Raw genomic sequence first — 16,706 nt, 5'->3', positions numbered from 1 at the left:
GAGAGCTAAATAATGCCTACCCGCATGCGGTATCCAAATAATATAGACCGTTCTTCTCCGGCGAACGCCTTCTCCACAAGCTGGCGAAATGCCGCCGCTTCCACTTCTAGCTCTTTCGCACCCAGCTTTAACGCGGTTTGCAAGCTGCCTTGACTCAACGCGAGGTTGGCATAGCGTGTTGCATCGCAGGTTTCCCAATTATGAAACACAATCTCTCTGGCGTATCGGAATAAACCTGACGCTTGGATTTGCTTTAAATGCTCTTCCTTATTCCATTTGTGCGCTTGCTCATCCTTCTGTGCCAGCTCCACCGCTCGCTGATCACCAAGAGCCGTAAGCTTCACATACTGCTGCTCAATTTCCCAGTCGATGACAGGCGGCCAATCGCAATCATACGCGGCAAATACCCCGCCTGGACGCAGCACACGAGCGAATTCGCTCAAAGTGCTTTGTGGTTCCATCCAATGGAACGATTGAGAACACGTAACGATGTCTGCAGAAGCAGTTGGAAGTGCTAGCTCATGCGATAGTCCTGCCATGAATTGAAGCGTTTCAGGTTTGCTCATTGCGTCCCACTTGGCTAAGGCAACTGCCCGCATGTCATCACTCGGTTCAATCCCGATAATCCGTTCTGCGTCATGCAGCCACAGAAACGAAGAAAGGCCTGTACCACAGCCTACATCGACAACGGTTTCCGGCTTTCTACCCAGATAAGCTGTCAAAATTCGGATCACTTCCTGCGGTGCCGTTGGCCGACTTTCATCGTATAAAGCTCCAAATCCAGTAAAGCGCTGAACATTGTTCGTGCGAATGTGTTCGATCATACGTTTCCCTCCCCTGATTGGTCACAAAAAAAGCTCAACCATAGGATGAGCTTCTAATCCTACTCCAGGACGCCAATATCTGCTATCCAACAATTAAGCTTGGAATAAGTTGACGAGATTATCCGTCGTCCCCTATTAAAACGTTGTGGTGTTATTATATCCATTTCGCCTGACCCCCGAAACTCCATGCCCCTCTAACTGGGCTAGTATGCACCACGAATATGATCGTGTACTTGAGTCGCATAAAAGCTTTGCAAACGGGACTGCTCTTCCGAAGTAAACGGTGGTACTTCAAGCGTTGCCAGATTATCTTCTATTTGCTTGACGTTTTTAAAGCCAGGAATGATACACGTAATGTTCGGATTCTCTAGAATCCAACGCATCGAAGCGCGTGCCATATTGCCACGCCCCTCGCCAATCCAAGCCAGTTCCTTAGCAAGTTCAACGCCTTTGGTAAAGGGCAGTCCAGCAAATGTCTCACCCACATTGAACTGATCGCCGTTAGCATTGAAATTCCGGTGATCATCTGCCGCAAATGTGCTAGAAGCCGTGAATTTGCCTGTCAAAAGGCCGCTTGCCAGCGGAAGCCTAACTAAGATGCCAACACCTGCAGCTTTCGCTTGCGGGAAGAGCTCCTCGGCTGGCTTCTGACGGAATAGGTTGAAGATCACCTGCAAGGCTTTGACACCTGGAACAGTGAGACAGAACAAGCCTTCTTCCACAGTCTCAACACTCACGCCATAATGGCGAATTTTGCCCTCGGCCTTCAATTTCTCAAGCACTTCGAACACGGAGCCATCTTTCAAGATTGCAAGTGGCGGGCAGTGAATTTGGTAAAGATCGATTCGTTCACGATTCAATCGTTTCAAACTATTTTCAGCAAATTGGCGAACAGCATCTTCCGAATAAGTTGCGAGGTCATGGATATCGCCCGATCGACAAAATTTCGTCGCGATATGTATCTCATCTTCTTTCCCCTTTGTCGCTTTCGCGAGCAGCTCTTCCGCATGCCCTGATCCATACACATCCGCTGTATCAAAAAAGTTAACACCTGCATCCATCGCACGGTGTAATCCTCGAATGGATTCATCGTCGTTCGCTTCTCCCCAGCCTCCACCAATCGCCCAAGTTCCGAAGCTCACCTCACTGATTCGAAGCTCTGTATCTCCAAGTTGACGGTATTTCATCTCTTCCACTCCTTATATGTAGATCTCATCAAGTTACTTCCAAAGATTTCATCTATCACCACTTCGCCATAGGATAAGAGGAAACCTGCCTGTTTATGCAAAAAAAAGGGTATCCGCTCAATGTCGGGTACCCTTGTTAGACCAGTCTTGTACATCCTTCTTTCCCTCTACCATCTAAGCTTCCTGTTGTTTGCGGAATTCATTCGGAGGGAAGCCCATTAATTTCTTGAAGGCACGGTTAAAGGTGAAATAATGCTCGTAGCCAACTTTTACAGCGATTTCTTGGATGGGCATCACTGAATCTTCCAGCAATTCTCTTGCATGCCGCATGCGAATATTCGTGAGATAATCTATGAAATTTTCACCAATTTCATCTTTAAATAAACGGCTTAAGTAATTTTTGCTTAGACCGAATCTCTCACTCAAAAGTTGTAGTGACAACGTACTATCGTTATAATGCTGCTCGATATAATCTCTGACGTCGCGCATTTGTGAACGCTGTCCTTTGTGATCGCGGGCTAATCGCCACTTCTCAGCTACGAGGTTCAGACTATTTAGATAAACACAACGCAGCTCATCTAGCGTCTCGAAAGTGCTAAGCGCATGAGAAATTGGCGCCATCGCCTCTAGCTTCCAAATTTCTGTATATTCTGGCGGGAAATCAGACAGCTCTCGGGTGAACGTATAACTCATATAGTTAAACAAATTAATCATTTCATCATGTGTATACAATCCACGGCCAATGGCCCCAAACAAAAAATCGAACTGTTTCATCCAATCCTCATTCCCGCATTTGTAAGCTTGAACGATCGAACGTATTAATTGGAGAACTTCGAATATCTCCGATTCAGATCGACGTGAGGTGGATGCGTAGTCAATGACGCGATTGTTTCCGAGTGCCGATTTATACTGCAATGCTTTATCGGCCTGATCGAATGAGATACGAATCTGCTCAGACAACGTAACAACCGACCCCACTCCGATCGTAACCGTAAAGTCCAAGTTGGCCTGCACCCATTCTTGGATGCTCCTACACGTACTTACGGTATCTTCTAGAATGAGCGTTTCTTTATGACCGAAAAGCACACCAAGTGTTTCTGAGGAAAGCCAATCACACCATACGCCCATTTGCTGTTGCTCAATAATTTCTTTAAGCACATTCATGAGCACGAATTTCAATAAATATTGATCACGATACGAGTATTCCTGAGCAAAATCGGAGATTCGGTCAATCTCGATCAAGGCAACGCCAAACGAGCTCCATTTTTCAGTAAAACCGAAATACCTCATCTCCTCATGCAGCTCGTTCGTATCAAAAACACGGTCACCGGCAAGCAGTTCCTGAAAGAAATGCTTCTGACGATAAGGCAAATTCGTATTGCTCTCCGATTGATAGCGCTTTGCGAAATCAATAATCTGATCGACCGCCAAATCGACGTATTGCAACACTTCACCTTTCGATTGTCCCAACTGCTTTCCGCTAATAAACTCCGATATTCGGTTCATGCTGGAGTCAATCGGTTTGGCATATCGTTTAGATAAATACACCATCCCCGCTGATGCTATCACAATCATGATGACGCCAAGAATGATCCAACCCTCATAGATATCGGTAAATATCCCGTAATGATAATTCGCCAGTAAACCACTGCTCATCTTCCAGCCTGTAACTTCTGAAGTTAAGGTCAAAATATCGCTGTTTGCAGCATTTTTACTGTTACCAAGTAGATTCCCTTGATTATCGAAAAGTTTGACATAGCTGATCGAGCCTGCGGTCAACTCATTTAACCAAGTTTGGAGCGAAGCCACATCCAAATTAACGACCAACACCCCATAGGGGTTAGTTGGGTCTGGAACCTTTTTGACAAGTGAGACGATCCGCACATCATAGGCCTGCATATCAAAATCTTTGTACTTCCTTACAGGCGTCCACGTACTAGTGAAGGATTGCGATAGCAGCTCCTGAAGAAACATCCGATCTCCAAACCGATCCAACGGAAGCAGCATGTCGGAACTCAGCACATTCATATCGATATTTCGATACAAATAAATCGAGTAAATAAGCGGAAAGCTCAGCTTGATTTGCCGAAAACGATCGGACACCTTACTACTAAGTAAATAAGGATTCAGCTCTGCATCATTTTTCAGATAGACATACGAATTTAGTTCTTTATTATTCGTGATTTCAGCATTCACTATTTGATCGATGTTCGCAAGAAGCGAATCCAACCGCTGCAAGGTATAGTGGGAAAATGCGTCGTTTGCTTTGACCGTTTGCCGCTGTGATAATTGATTCACCGTCATGAAAAAGACGAAAATCAAGACGAAGATCACCACGTAAAGAATCGGCAAATAGGTCGTTAGTAAACGAAAAAACAAAGTTTGCTTTGTTCGCATTAGATTTCCCACTCCCTACTGAGTTCGATCCGTGAAAGACGATGAAACTGTCGACAGGAAATCCTGCCGACAGCCATCACGGTATCGTTTATCGTTTAATTGTTGAATTGTAAGCTTAATAGATCATTTTGATTAACCATGGTGTCTTTATTTTTCGAATACCAGTCTTGGTACCAAGCTTCTAGCTTATCTCCATCTGATTTCTTCCAAAGGGATTGCGCGTCCTGTTTCGCTTGTTTGATGCTGTATGAGCTGCCGCTAACAATCGCTTTGTTCCAAATATCTTTGACAGGGCCGCCATTATCAAACAATGTTTTACTAATGAATTGAATATCGGACGGCAGCAGCGGATAAAACCCTGGCAGCGTAATATGAGCAAGCGGGCGATCCTTCGTAATGTAGAGCTTAAAGATCTGTTGAGACAGATCGTACACTTCCTTATCGAACGGTTTGGTTTGATCAAATGCTTTTGTTGTTGTATCAAACTCGTTGTAGACATACTGGCCGCCCAGCATGCGGAAATCACCTAACCAATCCAGCTCTTTCTTGTTCTTGTCTTTATCAATCGGCACTTCTTTTCCGCTATCCAGTTTAAAATGAATACCTTCCTGGCCAACGTACGTTGTTTTTACCCATTCCTTCGAGCTTAAGAAGTCAACCGCTTTAATCGCAGCTTCTGGATTTTTGGTCTTCACATTCAAAGCGCCCGTTAATTGTACCGGAGGATTGAAATCAGGCGAGAATTGACCGAATTGGCTCTTCGGCAGGGCGATCGGAATCAATTTTGCATCCGACACGTTTTTACGCAATGTTTCGTACAACGTGTAGAAGCCTTTAATTGAGCCGCCTGAACCGTAAATGCCCGTTTTGCCAGTTACGAAGTCCTGCTCCGCTTTCTTCCCGTTTTTATCTGTCAAGAAGTCTTTATCGACGATGCCTTCATCGAACAGTTTTTTACGGAATTCCGCTGCTGCTTCGGCGCGATCCCAATCCTTGGTCCACTTGCCATCTTGGAGTACCCAATCGACGTTCTGAAAAATATAGTTAATCCAATTGTCATCTCCTGGAACGGTCGTGCTGAGGTTGAGTCCAAAAGTATCCTTCTTGCCATTCCCATCTGGATCCTTCTCTGCAAACGCTTTCGTTACCTGGTACAACTCATCGACAGTTGTCGGTACACTCAGGTTTAGTTTTTTCAACCAGTCCTCACGAACGAGAACATAGTGATAAGGTACATAACCGAGAACGCGTCCAAAATCATACAACTTTCCGTCGTCATGGGTTCCTAGTTTTTTGAGTAAAGGGAATTTGGCTAGCGTATCTTTATACGTGGTACTGTATTTGTTAATCAGGTCGTCGATCGGCATGATCTGCTTCTGGACATACAGCTGATTACGGAAGCCTGCGTCATATTCAAGTATGAGATCAGGGGCAGATCCGGAAGCAACTAGGGTATTGAATTTTGCTACGGACTCCCCACGTGGAATCGGAACAACTTTTAAGTCGACGCCAGCCTTGCTCGCGATATACTTCGTCCACAAGTTATTCTCTGGTGTGCCCACTTCAGGAGGAATGCTGCCGCGATCATAGAAGGATATACTAACCGCCTGCGGCGCTTTAGGCGTAGCCTGCGTAGTTGCTTGGGCCGTTGCTTGCGAAGCCGTTTCTACAGCCTTATCTGCCGGCTTATCGGACGAACACCCAGCTACAGCGACACCACTTAGTAGGACGGATACGGCAGTGACAAGCATTGTTTTCTTCTTCATTTTATGACCTCCCAATTATATTATAAAGCAATCTTTTGGAAAAGATATGCAATTCCAACAATTTGAAACTATCCTTTGACGGAACCGATCATAACTCCCTTGACGAAATACTTTTGCAGGAACGGATACATAATCAACATCGGAATCACCATGACGAACACACCTGCTGCTTTAATAGACTCTGGTGTTATGGAGTTCAGGTCCTCAGACGAAGTGTTCGCAATTTGCTGCAGCAGCTGCTGACTTTGAATCATTTGTTGGACGAGTACAGCGAGTGGTGCTTTTGTAGAATCATTAATGTAAATCATCGCCCCGAAGAATGAATTCCAGTGACCTACTGCGTAAAAAAGCGTCAGTGCCGCAAGGACAGGTACCGAAAGCGGGAGTATGATTTGCACAAGAAGGCGTACTTCCCCGCATCCGTCGATGCGAGCAGCCTCTTCGATCTCCTCCGGAATCCCCCCGAGAAACGTGCGAAGTACAAGCATGTTATACACGCTGATCAAAGAGGAAAACCATAAGGCACCGAACGTATTCACGAGTCCCAGCGATTTAACAACCAGATAGGTTGGGATGAGCCCTCCGCTAAACAACATGGAGAAAATGATCAAAAGAGAAAAGAAACGTCTTCCGTACATAAACTTCCGAGACAGCGGATAAGCACAGCATACGGTAAATACCATATTCAGAATGGTTCCCACGACGGTAATCACGAAGCTGTTCCTTGCTGCGGCAACGATATGCGTACCGGTAAATAACTTATTGTACGTCTCCCAATTCCAACCAACTGGCCAAAGTTTAACAAAGCCTGACATAATGGCATCATTTGAGCTAAGCGACAAGGCAAATAGATGAAACATCGGCAGAGCGCAACTCAGCCCTATGATAGCTAACAGCGTATAGTTAAACACATAAAACCATTTCTCACCCAATGAAGCTTTCAAACCTGGTCCCTCCTTCTCACCATAATCCTTGATCAAATCGTCTTGCAATTTGGTTCACAGAGACGACCAAGGTCAGACTCACGATGGATTCGAAAAGTCCCATGGCTGTTGCTAAGCTAAATCGGCCACCATTAATGCCGAATTTATAATTCCATGTTGAAATCACTTCAGAAATATTGGCCACCGCCGAATTCTGCAGCACATAAATTTGATCAAAACCCACTTCCATGACGTGCCCAACCGATAGAATAAACATAATGGCCAGTGTTGACCGAATGGATGGGATCGTGATGTGATAAATTTGCTTCCATTTCCCCGCACCGTCCATGCTAGCCGATTCGTACAAGGCGGGGTCGATGCCAGCTAGTGCGGCCAAGTAAATGATAGCGCTCCAGCCTGCTTCTTTCCAAATTCCGCTGCTCACGAAGATGGCCACCCAGGCATGCTCTTTATAGAGAAAGGGATAAGGCTCACCCGTCCAGCTCGTGACAAAATGATTGATAATCCCGTTTTGCTGAGCGAAAATCAAAATGATAATGCCCCCGATAATGACCCAATTCAGGAAATGCGGTAGATACACGATCGTCTGCACGATTCGTTTGAACCATAGCTTTCTCGCTTCATTCAGCATAATGGCTAGAATAATGGGAAATGGGAATCCCACCACGACTTGGAGCACACTGAGCAATAAGGTGTTCTTAATGATTTGGATCATTTGAGGCTGCGTAAATAAAATATGAAAGTTTTTCATCCCTACCCATGGACTTCCGAAAATCCCGTCGGTAAAGTTGTACTCCTTGAAGGCGATAATCAAGCCTCCCATTGGGGCATAGCGGAAAATGAGAAAATAAGCGAGTGCTGGCAGAAACATTAGCATGATGGGAATGTTCTGTTTAAACCGTCTGTCATTTATTCGTTTTTTAACTTTAACCTGAGGTGCGACAACATCCACCTGTACATTCGAGATGATACTCACCCCCCTAGCGATAAATTTTAATTGAAAGCCGACTGCTTCCCCGTTGGCCTGAACTCAGCATAGGACGAAGCAGTCATGCATTCAATTCACACTTTTAAACATGCCTCACATTTATTCAGAAATCACACTCTTCACACTTTCTATTCGCCTAACATAATGTGTTATGGACAGCCTCCAGCTCCTTTCGTATGTTTAAACAGGTGATGGAGGCTAATTAAAATTGTTCGGATAGAAATCCCACGTTCCGTTCAACATCACATTATCTCGATCATAAGCACCGGCTGCAGCTTTTTCTGGCTGCGCCGCGAGTACGATCGAAAGAGCAATTAACATGCACAACATGAACATGCATGCTTTTAACCATCTTTACCTCATCAATTTATTACCTCCTTTTAATTGTTCTTCTGCGTTACGGCTTCGTTCGCATATGTTTCATATGCTGAATCGAATTGACCTCAGCATAGAGTCAGACGTATCACCGGTACAACTCACACATTTCATTGAGGTTCACACTTTTGATGATGACAAGGCGCTTCACATATTTCGCACGCTTCACTTTTTATGTTATTCCGACTTTAAAAAGTAGAAAAAAACCTATCTGACAGGGATTCCCTGACGGATAGGTTCTTATAGTTCAACTGCTATGAAGCTTAACGCTTGCGTTTATTATAGCCCTTCTCGTCGTACGGCTCTAGTTTCTCTAGCCATAATTCAAGCAGCGCATCCACTTCGGCCCGGTAGCTTTTCAGATCCGTAGCGTCCAGCACGGTTTCCTCGCGGGGCTCGATTTCATCTAACACCTCGAATACGAAGCTACCGCCTCCGAACGTCGCCCAATCTTTCTGGAGCTCGTTGAAGGTATTCGTATTCATCTGTTTACAAAATTCAAGCCGATTCCTCATTCCGTCTAAATCCATGCTGCCGTTAACAAATATTTTATCATTCTGGATATTTCGAATTTGATAAACGCCCATCGCGCGAAACGTTTGCTTATAGTTGGTGGCAAGCTCCTTCTTCTTCTGTTTGTCTAACATGTTGATTAGTACCCCATTTCTTTTAAAATCCTGGAAAGCGTGCGTAACCGTTCGCCGATCAACTCTCCGTCATCACTCAATGCTTGGCTGAAGAGCTTGATATCTTCGTTAATTTTCTCATTATCCGTACATACCCCTACCGTCATGGCATCCCCTTGCAGCCCGATACGGTCGATTACAGGATTCTCGGGATTATAAGAGTTCTCATAGCGATAAGCATCCTCTTGGAAATGCAGCTTCGTGCGGCACACGAGGATCGCCAAATCTAACACGCGGTGCAAGGGCAGCTCCTCTGATTGACGGGACCATTTCTCACCGGTGTAACGCCAGACTTTAGCAGAAATATCTACCTTCCCTCTGTCGTTCCACTGGGCAAGCCCTAAAGAAAGACCTTGCGTATCCGTGTTTTGCGTATATCTGCCGTCAATATTGGCATAATTCTCAGCAACGATGACAGGTTTATGTTTAAGCGTCGTTGGTATTTTCATTGTGATTCCTCCAAGTTCGAATAGGATTCGGATGAAAGATTTTCAGTTTGTATCTCTCACCGTTTTCATTTACTAATTTACTAATTTACTAAATTTGAAACCGATGAATGAAGTATACCTCAGCTTCATTTTCAAGTCAATTGATGCCTGTCAACATAAACATTAGTCCCCTCGAGCCGTTAAAAGTGAACGCCTATGTATGCGCATATCTATTTTGGGTCATACTGAATAGACGCGAACGGCGTTCCTCATACAGAAAAACTCCTGCTGCAGTGCCCGAATGGCACTGTTAGCAGGAGTTTTTCCTACGCTATTTATAAGTCCTGACTTAAGCGAATCATATCTCGGCATTGAATGCCATTTTCGAAAATCGGCTCCTTATAATGCCTTGTGAAGAAATCGAGATCAACACCATAGATCCGAAATCCGCACTTCTGATAAAGACTTAGCTGCTGCACACCTGAATTACCCGTGCCAACTTCAATCGTCTGATAGTTCAAAGTCCTTGCTGTCTGCACGGCGTGCTTCACAAGTTCTTTCCCATAACCTCTGCCTTGTTTCTTCGTGATCACCGCAATATTCACTAGTTCAATTGTCTTCGGCCGCGTTGGCAGCAGCAAATAAGAACCGATAATTTCATGATTTTCTTCCAAAACGAAGCATTTGCTCTGATAGACATACGACTCCACCATCGCAAGCTCTGGATCAGCTAAAAGAAACAAATGAATAGGATACTCTTCGGTAAGCTGTAATTCTCTAATATGCAACATCATCTATGCCTCCATTCTTATCGTGAAGGATTCAGAAATGAAACTTTTCATTGATCATCGCCGCTACTTCCACTGGGCTCAGGCCAACATTGTTGATTCGCAAGTAATTCTCTCTAGTAATTTCACCTTCGAACGAGTTCAATCGATGCGTCTCCATGCTTATGAGCAAGTTCTGTTCTGATTGTGAGACATCACGTTTGGTCGGTTTATGCGCAAGTCTATGTGGCGTTTTGTTCCGTTCAATGCGCTCATCCACGGGTGCTTCAAGTTCAACGAAATAAATCTCACCACCTTTGGATTCGAAAATCGCACAAACTTTTTGCACAAAATCCCAATCTGCTTGCACGTCAAAACCCCAAACATAAGTGAAAATTAATCCATAAAGCTCACTTTTGGCAACAGCTTCGAAAATCTCACATCGAAACAAGTCAACTAGACGCCAAGTTTCTGCGGTAAACCCGAAAAAGGGATGAACAAGATCAATCGTCATATGATTATGGAATAGTTTCAACTCGGTTATTTTACATAGTTCGTGTCCGACTGTCATTTTGCCTACAGCTTGCGGACCGAAAATTAGCACAAATTTCATCTCTGCACCTCACTAAGATTCATCCCTCGCTCTTAGTTTATCATGCTCACAGCCCATTTATTTGGAAAAAATAAGTAGCATTCAATTTTTCCTCTTTTTCCAAGTGATTAAAGAAAACGGCCGCCCAAAGGCAGCCGCAACTTAATTATACGTAATTTTTAAGCCCAATTCCGCGGCACGCACTAGCGCTGCGTCTGAGAATTTCGGCTTTTTGTATTTGACTTCGAACTCTTCCTTAGTCAGCGGGGTCCAGTTAAAATCTCGGTTCTGATACACCCATGTTTTCGTGCCCCAGTCCACATGAATTGTACGACTAGCTACTTTTTTCACGACACCAATTTCAAGAATGACACCTGTTTTGCCAAAAAACTTCGCACAGTACTTGCCAACCATTTCACTCACGATACATCCTCATTTCCACTAGTCAAATCACGAAGAATGCCAATTGCGATTTCAAACGTCTCTTCACCTGCTTGAAATTCATCCAGAAAAGACTTTTTGAATATCCGTTGGATGGCTTGTCCTACACCAGCAACGCTAATATCATCCATATGTTTAATTATATAAATGGCTACGCTGCGAGCCTCACCATCATACTCATCATCTTGACTTCCACCCTCAAGCAGCCCAATCGGATCCCATAGATCCAAATGATGCTTAACAACACCAATGACAGGTGAAGGATCAAACGGTAATGACGCTAAGTACTTATTTTCTTTCCTAATTTCATTCTGTATACTCCAGAGCAAATAATTCATCTTGGTCTCATTCGATACGGCTCGAAATTTCACTGAGATTGCCTCCTTTGTTGGACACCAGCTTGATCAGCATGTCCCAATTATCAGATCAATCCGCTGCGGTGTCGCCCTTAGCAGTTTATCATGTTGCTAGCGCAATGCCAACATTTTATAATTAATCATCTAAATCATTAATGACATTAATCATTTTCATTTTAGTCTCAGCCAACCGATTCCGATTGTCATGACGATCCTCTGGCTCCAACCAGCCAAAGCCATCCCCCACATATCTTGGAAAAACATGGACGTGTACATGGCCTAAATCATTGAAGGTACCTCCATTTTGGAGGATCGTTACGCCATCTGGTTGATATAGTTTTTTGAGCAAACGGGACATTTTCATTGATGCTTTCAGCATTGCCACTGACGTCGCATCCTCCATCTCCTCCATTTCAGCTACATGTCGCTTCGGAAGTAGTAGAACATGCCCTTCATTCAATGGCGCGATATCTAGGATACAAGTCATCCACTCGTTTTCGTATACCACATGAGCCTGAACTTGTCCGTTCGCTAATTGACATCCTAAACAAGCACTTTCCATTGTTCCTATCCCCTCCTTTTTCTTCTGCAACTAAGATTCTAGGTTTCATACCTATTCCATCTGATCCCAGCAATTACCTTCCGAAACAAACAAAAACAGCCCCTCCTTTGAGTGACTGCACATTTCAAAATTACGTATTCCGTTCTTCGCGATCAACCTGTATACACATAAAATCCTTGCCCCGACTTCCGTCCAAGACGACCTGCCTTCACATATTTCCTAAGTAATGGACATGGCCGATATTTGGAATCCTTGAACCCATCGTAGAGAATCTCCATGATCGATAAACAGGTGTCCAAGCCAATTAAATCGGCTAGCTCAAGAGGTCCCATCGGATGGTTCATCCCGAGTTTCATCACGGTATCTACAGCTTCAACCGTAGCTACCCCTTCATATACGGTAAAAACAGCTTCGTTAATCATCGGCATAAGAATGCGATTCGAAACGAAACCTGGGAAATCCTGCACCTCGACCGGTGTTTTGCCTAACGCCTGGCTTAGTTCATAGATCTTATCAAATACATCCTGTGACGTTTCCAGACCGCGAATAATTTCAATAAGCGGCATAACGGGAACTGGGTTCATGAAATGCATGCCAATAACCTGTGCAGGACGTGAGGTCGCTGCAGCGATCTCAGTAATTGGCAAGGAGGACGTATTCGTTGCCAAAATCACATTTGGCGGACAGATATCGTCCAACTTGTGAAAAAGCGCCGTTTTCCACGCCATATTCTCAGAAATTGCCTCGATCACAAGATCCACGTGCGCAGCATCTTCTATTGTCTCCGTTGGCTGAATCCGGCTAAGGATGCCGGCCCTCGCTTCCTCCGTCACCTTTCCTTTCGCTACACTTCGATCCAAATGTTTGTTTATGGTCAGCATGCCCTTATCTATCAACGGCATAGACAGATCGTGCCAAAGCACCTTACGGCCTGAAGCTGCGGCCACCTGGGCTATACCGCTGCCCATCTGCCCTGCCCCTACTACCATGATGGTTTGAATTGACATTGTTCATCGCTCCTACTACTTCATGGAAACATAACTCAACCAGCGCCTGTTAGCACACCTGTCAATCCACGCGCAGCAATACTGCATCGCCCTGCGCCGTTCCGCTGCATATCGCTGCAATTCCATACCCGCCACCAATTCTACGAAGCTCATGAATCAAAGTAAGAATAATCCGCGTGCCGCTTGCGCCAATGGGATGACCAAGCGCAATCGCGCCTCCGTTGACATTGACCTTCTGCACATCCCAACCAAGCAGATTTTCGCATGTGAGTACAACAGCGGCAAAAGCTTCATTCACCTCGAATCGATCGATCTGATCCAACGTCATTCCCGTTTGCTGCAGCAGCTTCCTTATGGCCAAAGCTGGTGTCGTCGCAATATATGGCGCACGCTCACCGACACTCGCATGGCCGACTATCGTCGCCAGCGTCATCAAGCCCTGGGCGTCGGCCATTTCCTTCGCCATGACAACCAAAGCGGCTGCGCCATCGTTCACACCAGGCGCATTGCCCGCTGTAATGCTGCCTTGCTTATCCAACACGGGGGCTAATGCAGCTAGCTTAGCCAAACTCGTATCTGCACGCGGTCCCTCGTCGTGCTCCACTACACTCGCACCTAGATGAACAGGTACAATTTCTTCTGCGAAATAACCTTTAGTCATCGCTTGTAACGCTAACTGATGGCTGCGCAATGCCCATTCGTCCTGCTCCAAGCGTCCAATGCTGTACTCCGCAGCAACACGACTGCCATGGACCACCATGTGCACACGCTCAAAGGGACATGTCAGACCATCATGTATCATGAGATCGAGAAGTCGTTGTTCGCCCATTCGTGCGCCCCAACGCGCATGCGTTGCCAGATAGGGAGCGGAGCTCATGCTCTCCATGCCGCCAGCCACGAGTATCGATGCATCCCCGGCGCGGATGATTTGGTCCGCCATGGTCACACTGCGCAAACCTGAAGCGCACACCTTATTGATCGTCTCTGACGTCACGTTCCACCCAAGGCCCGCTCTTCGCCCCGCCTGTCGGGAAGGGATCTGTCCTGCACCTCCTTGCAGCACCATGCCCATCAGCACTTCATCGATGGTTGAAGGATCCAGAGACGCACGTCGTATGGCTTCCTTGATGACGATACCACCCAACTCGACAGCTGGAACATCCTTCAGCGCACCACCGAACTTGCCGAACGGGGTCCTCGCACCGCCAACAATGACACTTTCTCGCATTCACCTCGCCCTCCAGTCTAACGTTGCTTGTTATTTACCTTCCTCGACAGTGTTTCTCACTGGAGCAGTTCCTTCCCCTCATTTCATCTTTAAAAAGCGTGCTATCGCTCTCCGCTGCTCATCTAATGTGGTTTCCACCATTTGGAGCATTTTAGCATCCCGCATATAGCGCTCAACTGGATACTCTTTCGTATAGCCATAGCCACCGTGGATTTGAATGGCTTCCAACGTTACCGCCATCACGGTATCCCCAGCAAACAAATTGGAATAATTCCCTGCGCCACCTCCACCCTCACTCTCACGCCATGCGGTTTGATACGTGAGCAGCCTTGCAGCTTCGATTTGCGTAGCCATGTTCGCGAGCTTAAAAGCGATCGCCTGCTGCTGCGCAATCGGTTTACCGAATTGCTTGCGAGTCTTCGCATACGCAATCGACACATCCATGGCCGCTTGCGCAAGCCCTACCGCCAACGCTGCGATGCCACTGCGAGCACTTTCAAGAGTTCGCAAGGCAATTCGATGGCCGTCACCTTCCTCTCCAAGACGATTCGCCACGGGGATACGGCAGTCCACAAGCTCTAGCGACATGCTTGGTGAGCCACGCGTGCCGAGCATGGTTTCCTTTTTGCCTACCATACATCCAGGTGTGCCTTTCTCAATAATAAAAGCACTGCACATGTGCGCTGAATGATCATCCTCCGTCACGGCAAACACGACATACACATCTGCTTCATCCGCATTGGATACGAAAACCTTTGTACCCTGCAGCACGTACTCCTCTCCCTCACGCAATGCTCTCGTCTGCAGCTCTGCTCCAACTGACACAGTCGCCTGCACCCTTTCTGACCACGCAAAAGCCCCAAGCTTACAACCCGCCCCCATCGGGCTTAGGAAATCCCTCTTCTGCTCCTCACTGCCAAACATCGAAATAGCTCCGCCTGCCAATGCACTATGCACAAAAAGGGTATACCCCGTTGAAGCACACGCACGAGCTAGCTCCTCCAAAACTAAGCAATTCGTCAACACATCCGAACCAAGTCCGCCATACGCCTCAGGCACTAAAATCCCCGTTAAGCCAAGCTCCCCCATGGTTTCGAATAGAAGGCGATCTAACCTCATCTCTTCATCTCGCATCGCCGCTGTCGGCGCAACCTCCCCTGAAGCAAAATCGCGAACCATGCTGCGAATCATTTCCAATTCCTCTGAAAGGCTGTAATCCATGTGGAGCCCTCCCTCAACCCGCGTGCACTTACCCTTTATCCTCCCATGTTGATCGTGCGATCGTTCCGTCTAGGGCTTCATACTCCTCATAACGTATGGTCTTATATAACTCGGTGCGAGTTTGCATGTTAGCTAGGGAACCCAATTGCGTCCCTTGCTGACGAATCTCCTCAAACACTCGCTCATAAGCCTTAGCAGCAACACGGAGCGACGTGACTGGATAGAGAACCATGCGGATGCCCCAGCTTTCAAATTGCGCTGCCGTAAAGTATGGTGTGCGTCCAAATTCCGTCATATTTGCTAAAAGAGGGGCATCCACTTCCTTTCGAAAATGCTGAAAGTCTTCCTCATGTTCCAATGCTTCTGGGAAAATCGCATCCGCCCCAGCGGCGAGATAGTGCTTTGCACGGGTTATGGCTTCTGCCATGCCCTCGACTCCTTTCGCATCCGTCCGTGCAACAATATACAAAGTCGGGCTAACCGCTTTGAGCGTGCGGATTTTTTGACACATTTCTTCGGTAGAAATGAGCTTCTTTCCGCTGAGATGGCCGCATTTCTTCGGCATGTCTTGATCCTCAATCTGTACAGCGGCGACCTTCGCCTCCACCATCTCCTTCGCTGTCCGTGCAACATTCAGGATGCCGCCGTAGCCTGTATCGATATCTACCAGCAACGGAAGTCCAGATGCTCGAACGAGCTCACGCGCACGCTCAGCGACCTCGTTGGAATAAATAAGCCCCAAATCAGGCAATCCTCTACTCGCCGTATAAGCAGCTCCAGATAAGTAAAGGGCTTGAAACCCTGCTTGCTTCGCCACTCTTGCCGCCATACCATCGTGGGTACCAACAACCTGAAGGATTGAACCCGCTTCAACCAAACGGCGCCATTCAGCTGCTAACTGCGCTTGACTCGGCTCCTCCTCAATCAGCCATGACAT

18 protein-coding genes are annotated in these 16,706 nt (G+C 46.3%); all 18 read right to left on the bottom strand.

The window, feature by feature from the left end; genetic code table 11:
- Positions 1–5: 5 nt before the first annotated feature.
- Positions 6–824 (bottom strand): class I SAM-dependent methyltransferase, encoded by an 819-nt coding sequence (locus AC58QO_RS05640; protein ID WP_497264260.1) that lies wholly within the window; start codon positions 822–824, stop codon positions 6–8.
- 203 nt (positions 825–1,027) lie between these two features.
- A complete protein-coding gene (locus AC58QO_RS05635; RefSeq protein ID WP_497264259.1) occupies positions 1,028–2,011 on the bottom strand; it encodes an aldo/keto reductase in 984 nt (327 codons plus the stop codon).
- A gap of 174 nt (positions 2,012–2,185) precedes the next feature.
- Positions 2,186–4,408, bottom strand: coding sequence for a helix-turn-helix domain-containing protein (locus AC58QO_RS05630; RefSeq protein WP_497264258.1), 2,223 nt, complete (start codon positions 4,406–4,408; stop codon positions 2,186–2,188).
- A gap of 95 nt (positions 4,409–4,503) precedes the next feature.
- On the bottom strand, positions 4,504–6,174 hold the full coding sequence (locus AC58QO_RS05625) for an extracellular solute-binding protein (RefSeq protein ID WP_497264257.1): 1,671 nt from the start codon (positions 6,172–6,174) through the stop codon (positions 4,504–4,506).
- Positions 6,175–6,242: 68 nt separating this feature from the next.
- Positions 6,243–7,118 (bottom strand): carbohydrate ABC transporter permease, encoded by an 876-nt coding sequence (locus tag AC58QO_RS05620; protein WP_497264256.1) that lies wholly within the window; start codon positions 7,116–7,118, stop codon positions 6,243–6,245.
- 16 nt (positions 7,119–7,134) lie between these two features.
- Positions 7,135–7,995, bottom strand: coding sequence for an ABC transporter permease (locus AC58QO_RS05615; protein ID WP_497264397.1), 861 nt, complete (start codon positions 7,993–7,995; stop codon positions 7,135–7,137).
- A 309-nt stretch (positions 7,996–8,304) separates the two neighbouring features.
- Positions 8,305–8,436, bottom strand: coding sequence for a hypothetical protein (locus AC58QO_RS05610; RefSeq protein ID WP_497264255.1), 132 nt, complete (start codon positions 8,434–8,436; stop codon positions 8,305–8,307).
- Positions 8,437–8,744: 308 nt separating this feature from the next.
- Entirely contained in the window at positions 8,745–9,128 is a 384-nt protein-coding gene (locus AC58QO_RS05605; RefSeq protein ID WP_497264254.1) for a GIY-YIG nuclease family protein, read from the bottom strand.
- Between the two features lie 5 nt (positions 9,129–9,133).
- Positions 9,134–9,616 carry a DUF6530 family protein gene (locus tag AC58QO_RS05600; protein ID WP_477593919.1) on the bottom strand — a complete coding sequence of 161 codons (483 nt, stop codon included), beginning with the start codon at positions 9,614–9,616 and terminating at the stop codon, positions 9,134–9,136.
- A gap of 314 nt (positions 9,617–9,930) precedes the next feature.
- Positions 9,931–10,383, bottom strand: a complete 453-nt coding sequence (locus tag AC58QO_RS05595; protein ID WP_497264396.1) for a GNAT family N-acetyltransferase — start codon at positions 10,381–10,383, stop codon at positions 9,931–9,933.
- Between the two features lie 34 nt (positions 10,384–10,417).
- Positions 10,418–10,975, bottom strand: a complete 558-nt coding sequence (locus tag AC58QO_RS05590) for a DEAD/DEAH box helicase family protein (RefSeq protein WP_497264253.1) — start codon at positions 10,973–10,975, stop codon at positions 10,418–10,420.
- A 141-nt stretch (positions 10,976–11,116) separates the two neighbouring features.
- Positions 11,117–11,377, bottom strand: coding sequence for a hypothetical protein (locus AC58QO_RS05585; protein ID WP_056625290.1), 261 nt, complete (start codon positions 11,375–11,377; stop codon positions 11,117–11,119).
- On the bottom strand, positions 11,374–11,766 hold the full coding sequence (locus tag AC58QO_RS05580; RefSeq protein WP_497264252.1) for a hypothetical protein: 393 nt from the start codon (positions 11,764–11,766) through the stop codon (positions 11,374–11,376). The genes AC58QO_RS05585 and AC58QO_RS05580 overlap by 4 nt, the downstream gene beginning before the upstream one ends.
- A 121-nt stretch (positions 11,767–11,887) precedes the next feature.
- Positions 11,888–12,313, bottom strand: coding sequence for an HIT family protein (locus tag AC58QO_RS05575; protein WP_497264251.1), 426 nt, complete (start codon positions 12,311–12,313; stop codon positions 11,888–11,890).
- A gap of 152 nt (positions 12,314–12,465) precedes the next feature.
- On the bottom strand, positions 12,466–13,320 hold the full coding sequence (locus tag AC58QO_RS05570; RefSeq protein WP_497264250.1) for a 3-hydroxybutyryl-CoA dehydrogenase: 855 nt from the start codon (positions 13,318–13,320) through the stop codon (positions 12,466–12,468).
- Between the two features lie 61 nt (positions 13,321–13,381).
- On the bottom strand, positions 13,382–14,548 hold the full coding sequence (locus AC58QO_RS05565) for an acetyl-CoA C-acetyltransferase (RefSeq protein WP_497264249.1): 1,167 nt from the start codon (positions 14,546–14,548) through the stop codon (positions 13,382–13,384).
- Positions 14,549–14,626: 78 nt separating this feature from the next.
- Positions 14,627–15,769, bottom strand: coding sequence for an acyl-CoA dehydrogenase family protein (locus AC58QO_RS05560; protein ID WP_497264248.1), 1,143 nt, complete (start codon positions 15,767–15,769; stop codon positions 14,627–14,629).
- 28 nt (positions 15,770–15,797) lie between these two features.
- Positions 15,798–16,706: a methylisocitrate lyase gene (prpB, locus tag AC58QO_RS05555; RefSeq protein ID WP_497264247.1), complete on the bottom strand. Its 909-nt coding sequence runs from the start codon at positions 16,704–16,706 to the stop codon at positions 15,798–15,800.

It is taken from the genome of Paenibacillus sp. J31R30 (assembly GCF_059692115.1).
The sequence above is the reverse complement of the archived record's forward strand: the minus strand, read 5'-3'. Positions and strand labels throughout refer to the sequence as shown.

Coding starts and splice junctions, on each gene's coding strand:
- AC58QO_RS05640 (WP_497264260.1), bottom strand. CDS start 824: ATGATCGAACACATTCGCACGAACAATGTTCAGCGCTTTACTGGATTT.
- AC58QO_RS05635 (WP_497264259.1), bottom strand. CDS start 2,011: ATGAAATACCGTCAACTTGGAGATACAGAGCTTCGAATCAGTGAGGTG.
- AC58QO_RS05630 (WP_497264258.1), bottom strand. CDS start 4,408: ATGCGAACAAAGCAAACTTTGTTTTTTCGTTTACTAACGACCTATTTG.
- AC58QO_RS05625 (WP_497264257.1), bottom strand. CDS start 6,174: ATGAAGAAGAAAACAATGCTTGTCACTGCCGTATCCGTCCTACTAAGT.
- AC58QO_RS05615 (WP_497264397.1), bottom strand. CDS start 7,995: ATGCTAATGTTTCTGCCAGCACTCGCTTATTTTCTCATTTTCCGCTAT.
- AC58QO_RS05610 (WP_497264255.1), bottom strand. CDS start 8,436: ATGTTGTGCATGTTAATTGCTCTTTCGATCGTACTCGCGGCGCAGCCA.
- AC58QO_RS05605 (WP_497264254.1), bottom strand. CDS start 9,128: ATGTTAGACAAACAGAAGAAGAAGGAGCTTGCCACCAACTATAAGCAA.
- AC58QO_RS05600 (WP_477593919.1), bottom strand. CDS start 9,616: ATGAAAATACCAACGACGCTTAAACATAAACCTGTCATCGTTGCTGAG.
- AC58QO_RS05590 (WP_497264253.1), bottom strand. CDS start 10,975: ATGAAATTTGTGCTAATTTTCGGTCCGCAAGCTGTAGGCAAAATGACA.
- AC58QO_RS05575 (WP_497264251.1), bottom strand. CDS start 12,313: ATGGAAAGTGCTTGTTTAGGATGTCAATTAGCGAACGGACAAGTTCAG.
- AC58QO_RS05570 (WP_497264250.1), bottom strand. CDS start 13,320: ATGTCAATTCAAACCATCATGGTAGTAGGGGCAGGGCAGATGGGCAGC.
- AC58QO_RS05565 (WP_497264249.1), bottom strand. CDS start 14,548: ATGCGAGAAAGTGTCATTGTTGGCGGTGCGAGGACCCCGTTCGGCAAG.
- AC58QO_RS05560 (WP_497264248.1), bottom strand. CDS start 15,769: ATGGATTACAGCCTTTCAGAGGAATTGGAAATGATTCGCAGCATGGTT.
- prpB (WP_497264247.1), bottom strand. CDS start 16,706: ATGTCATGGCTGATTGAGGAGGAGCCGAGTCAAGCGCAGTTAGCAGCT.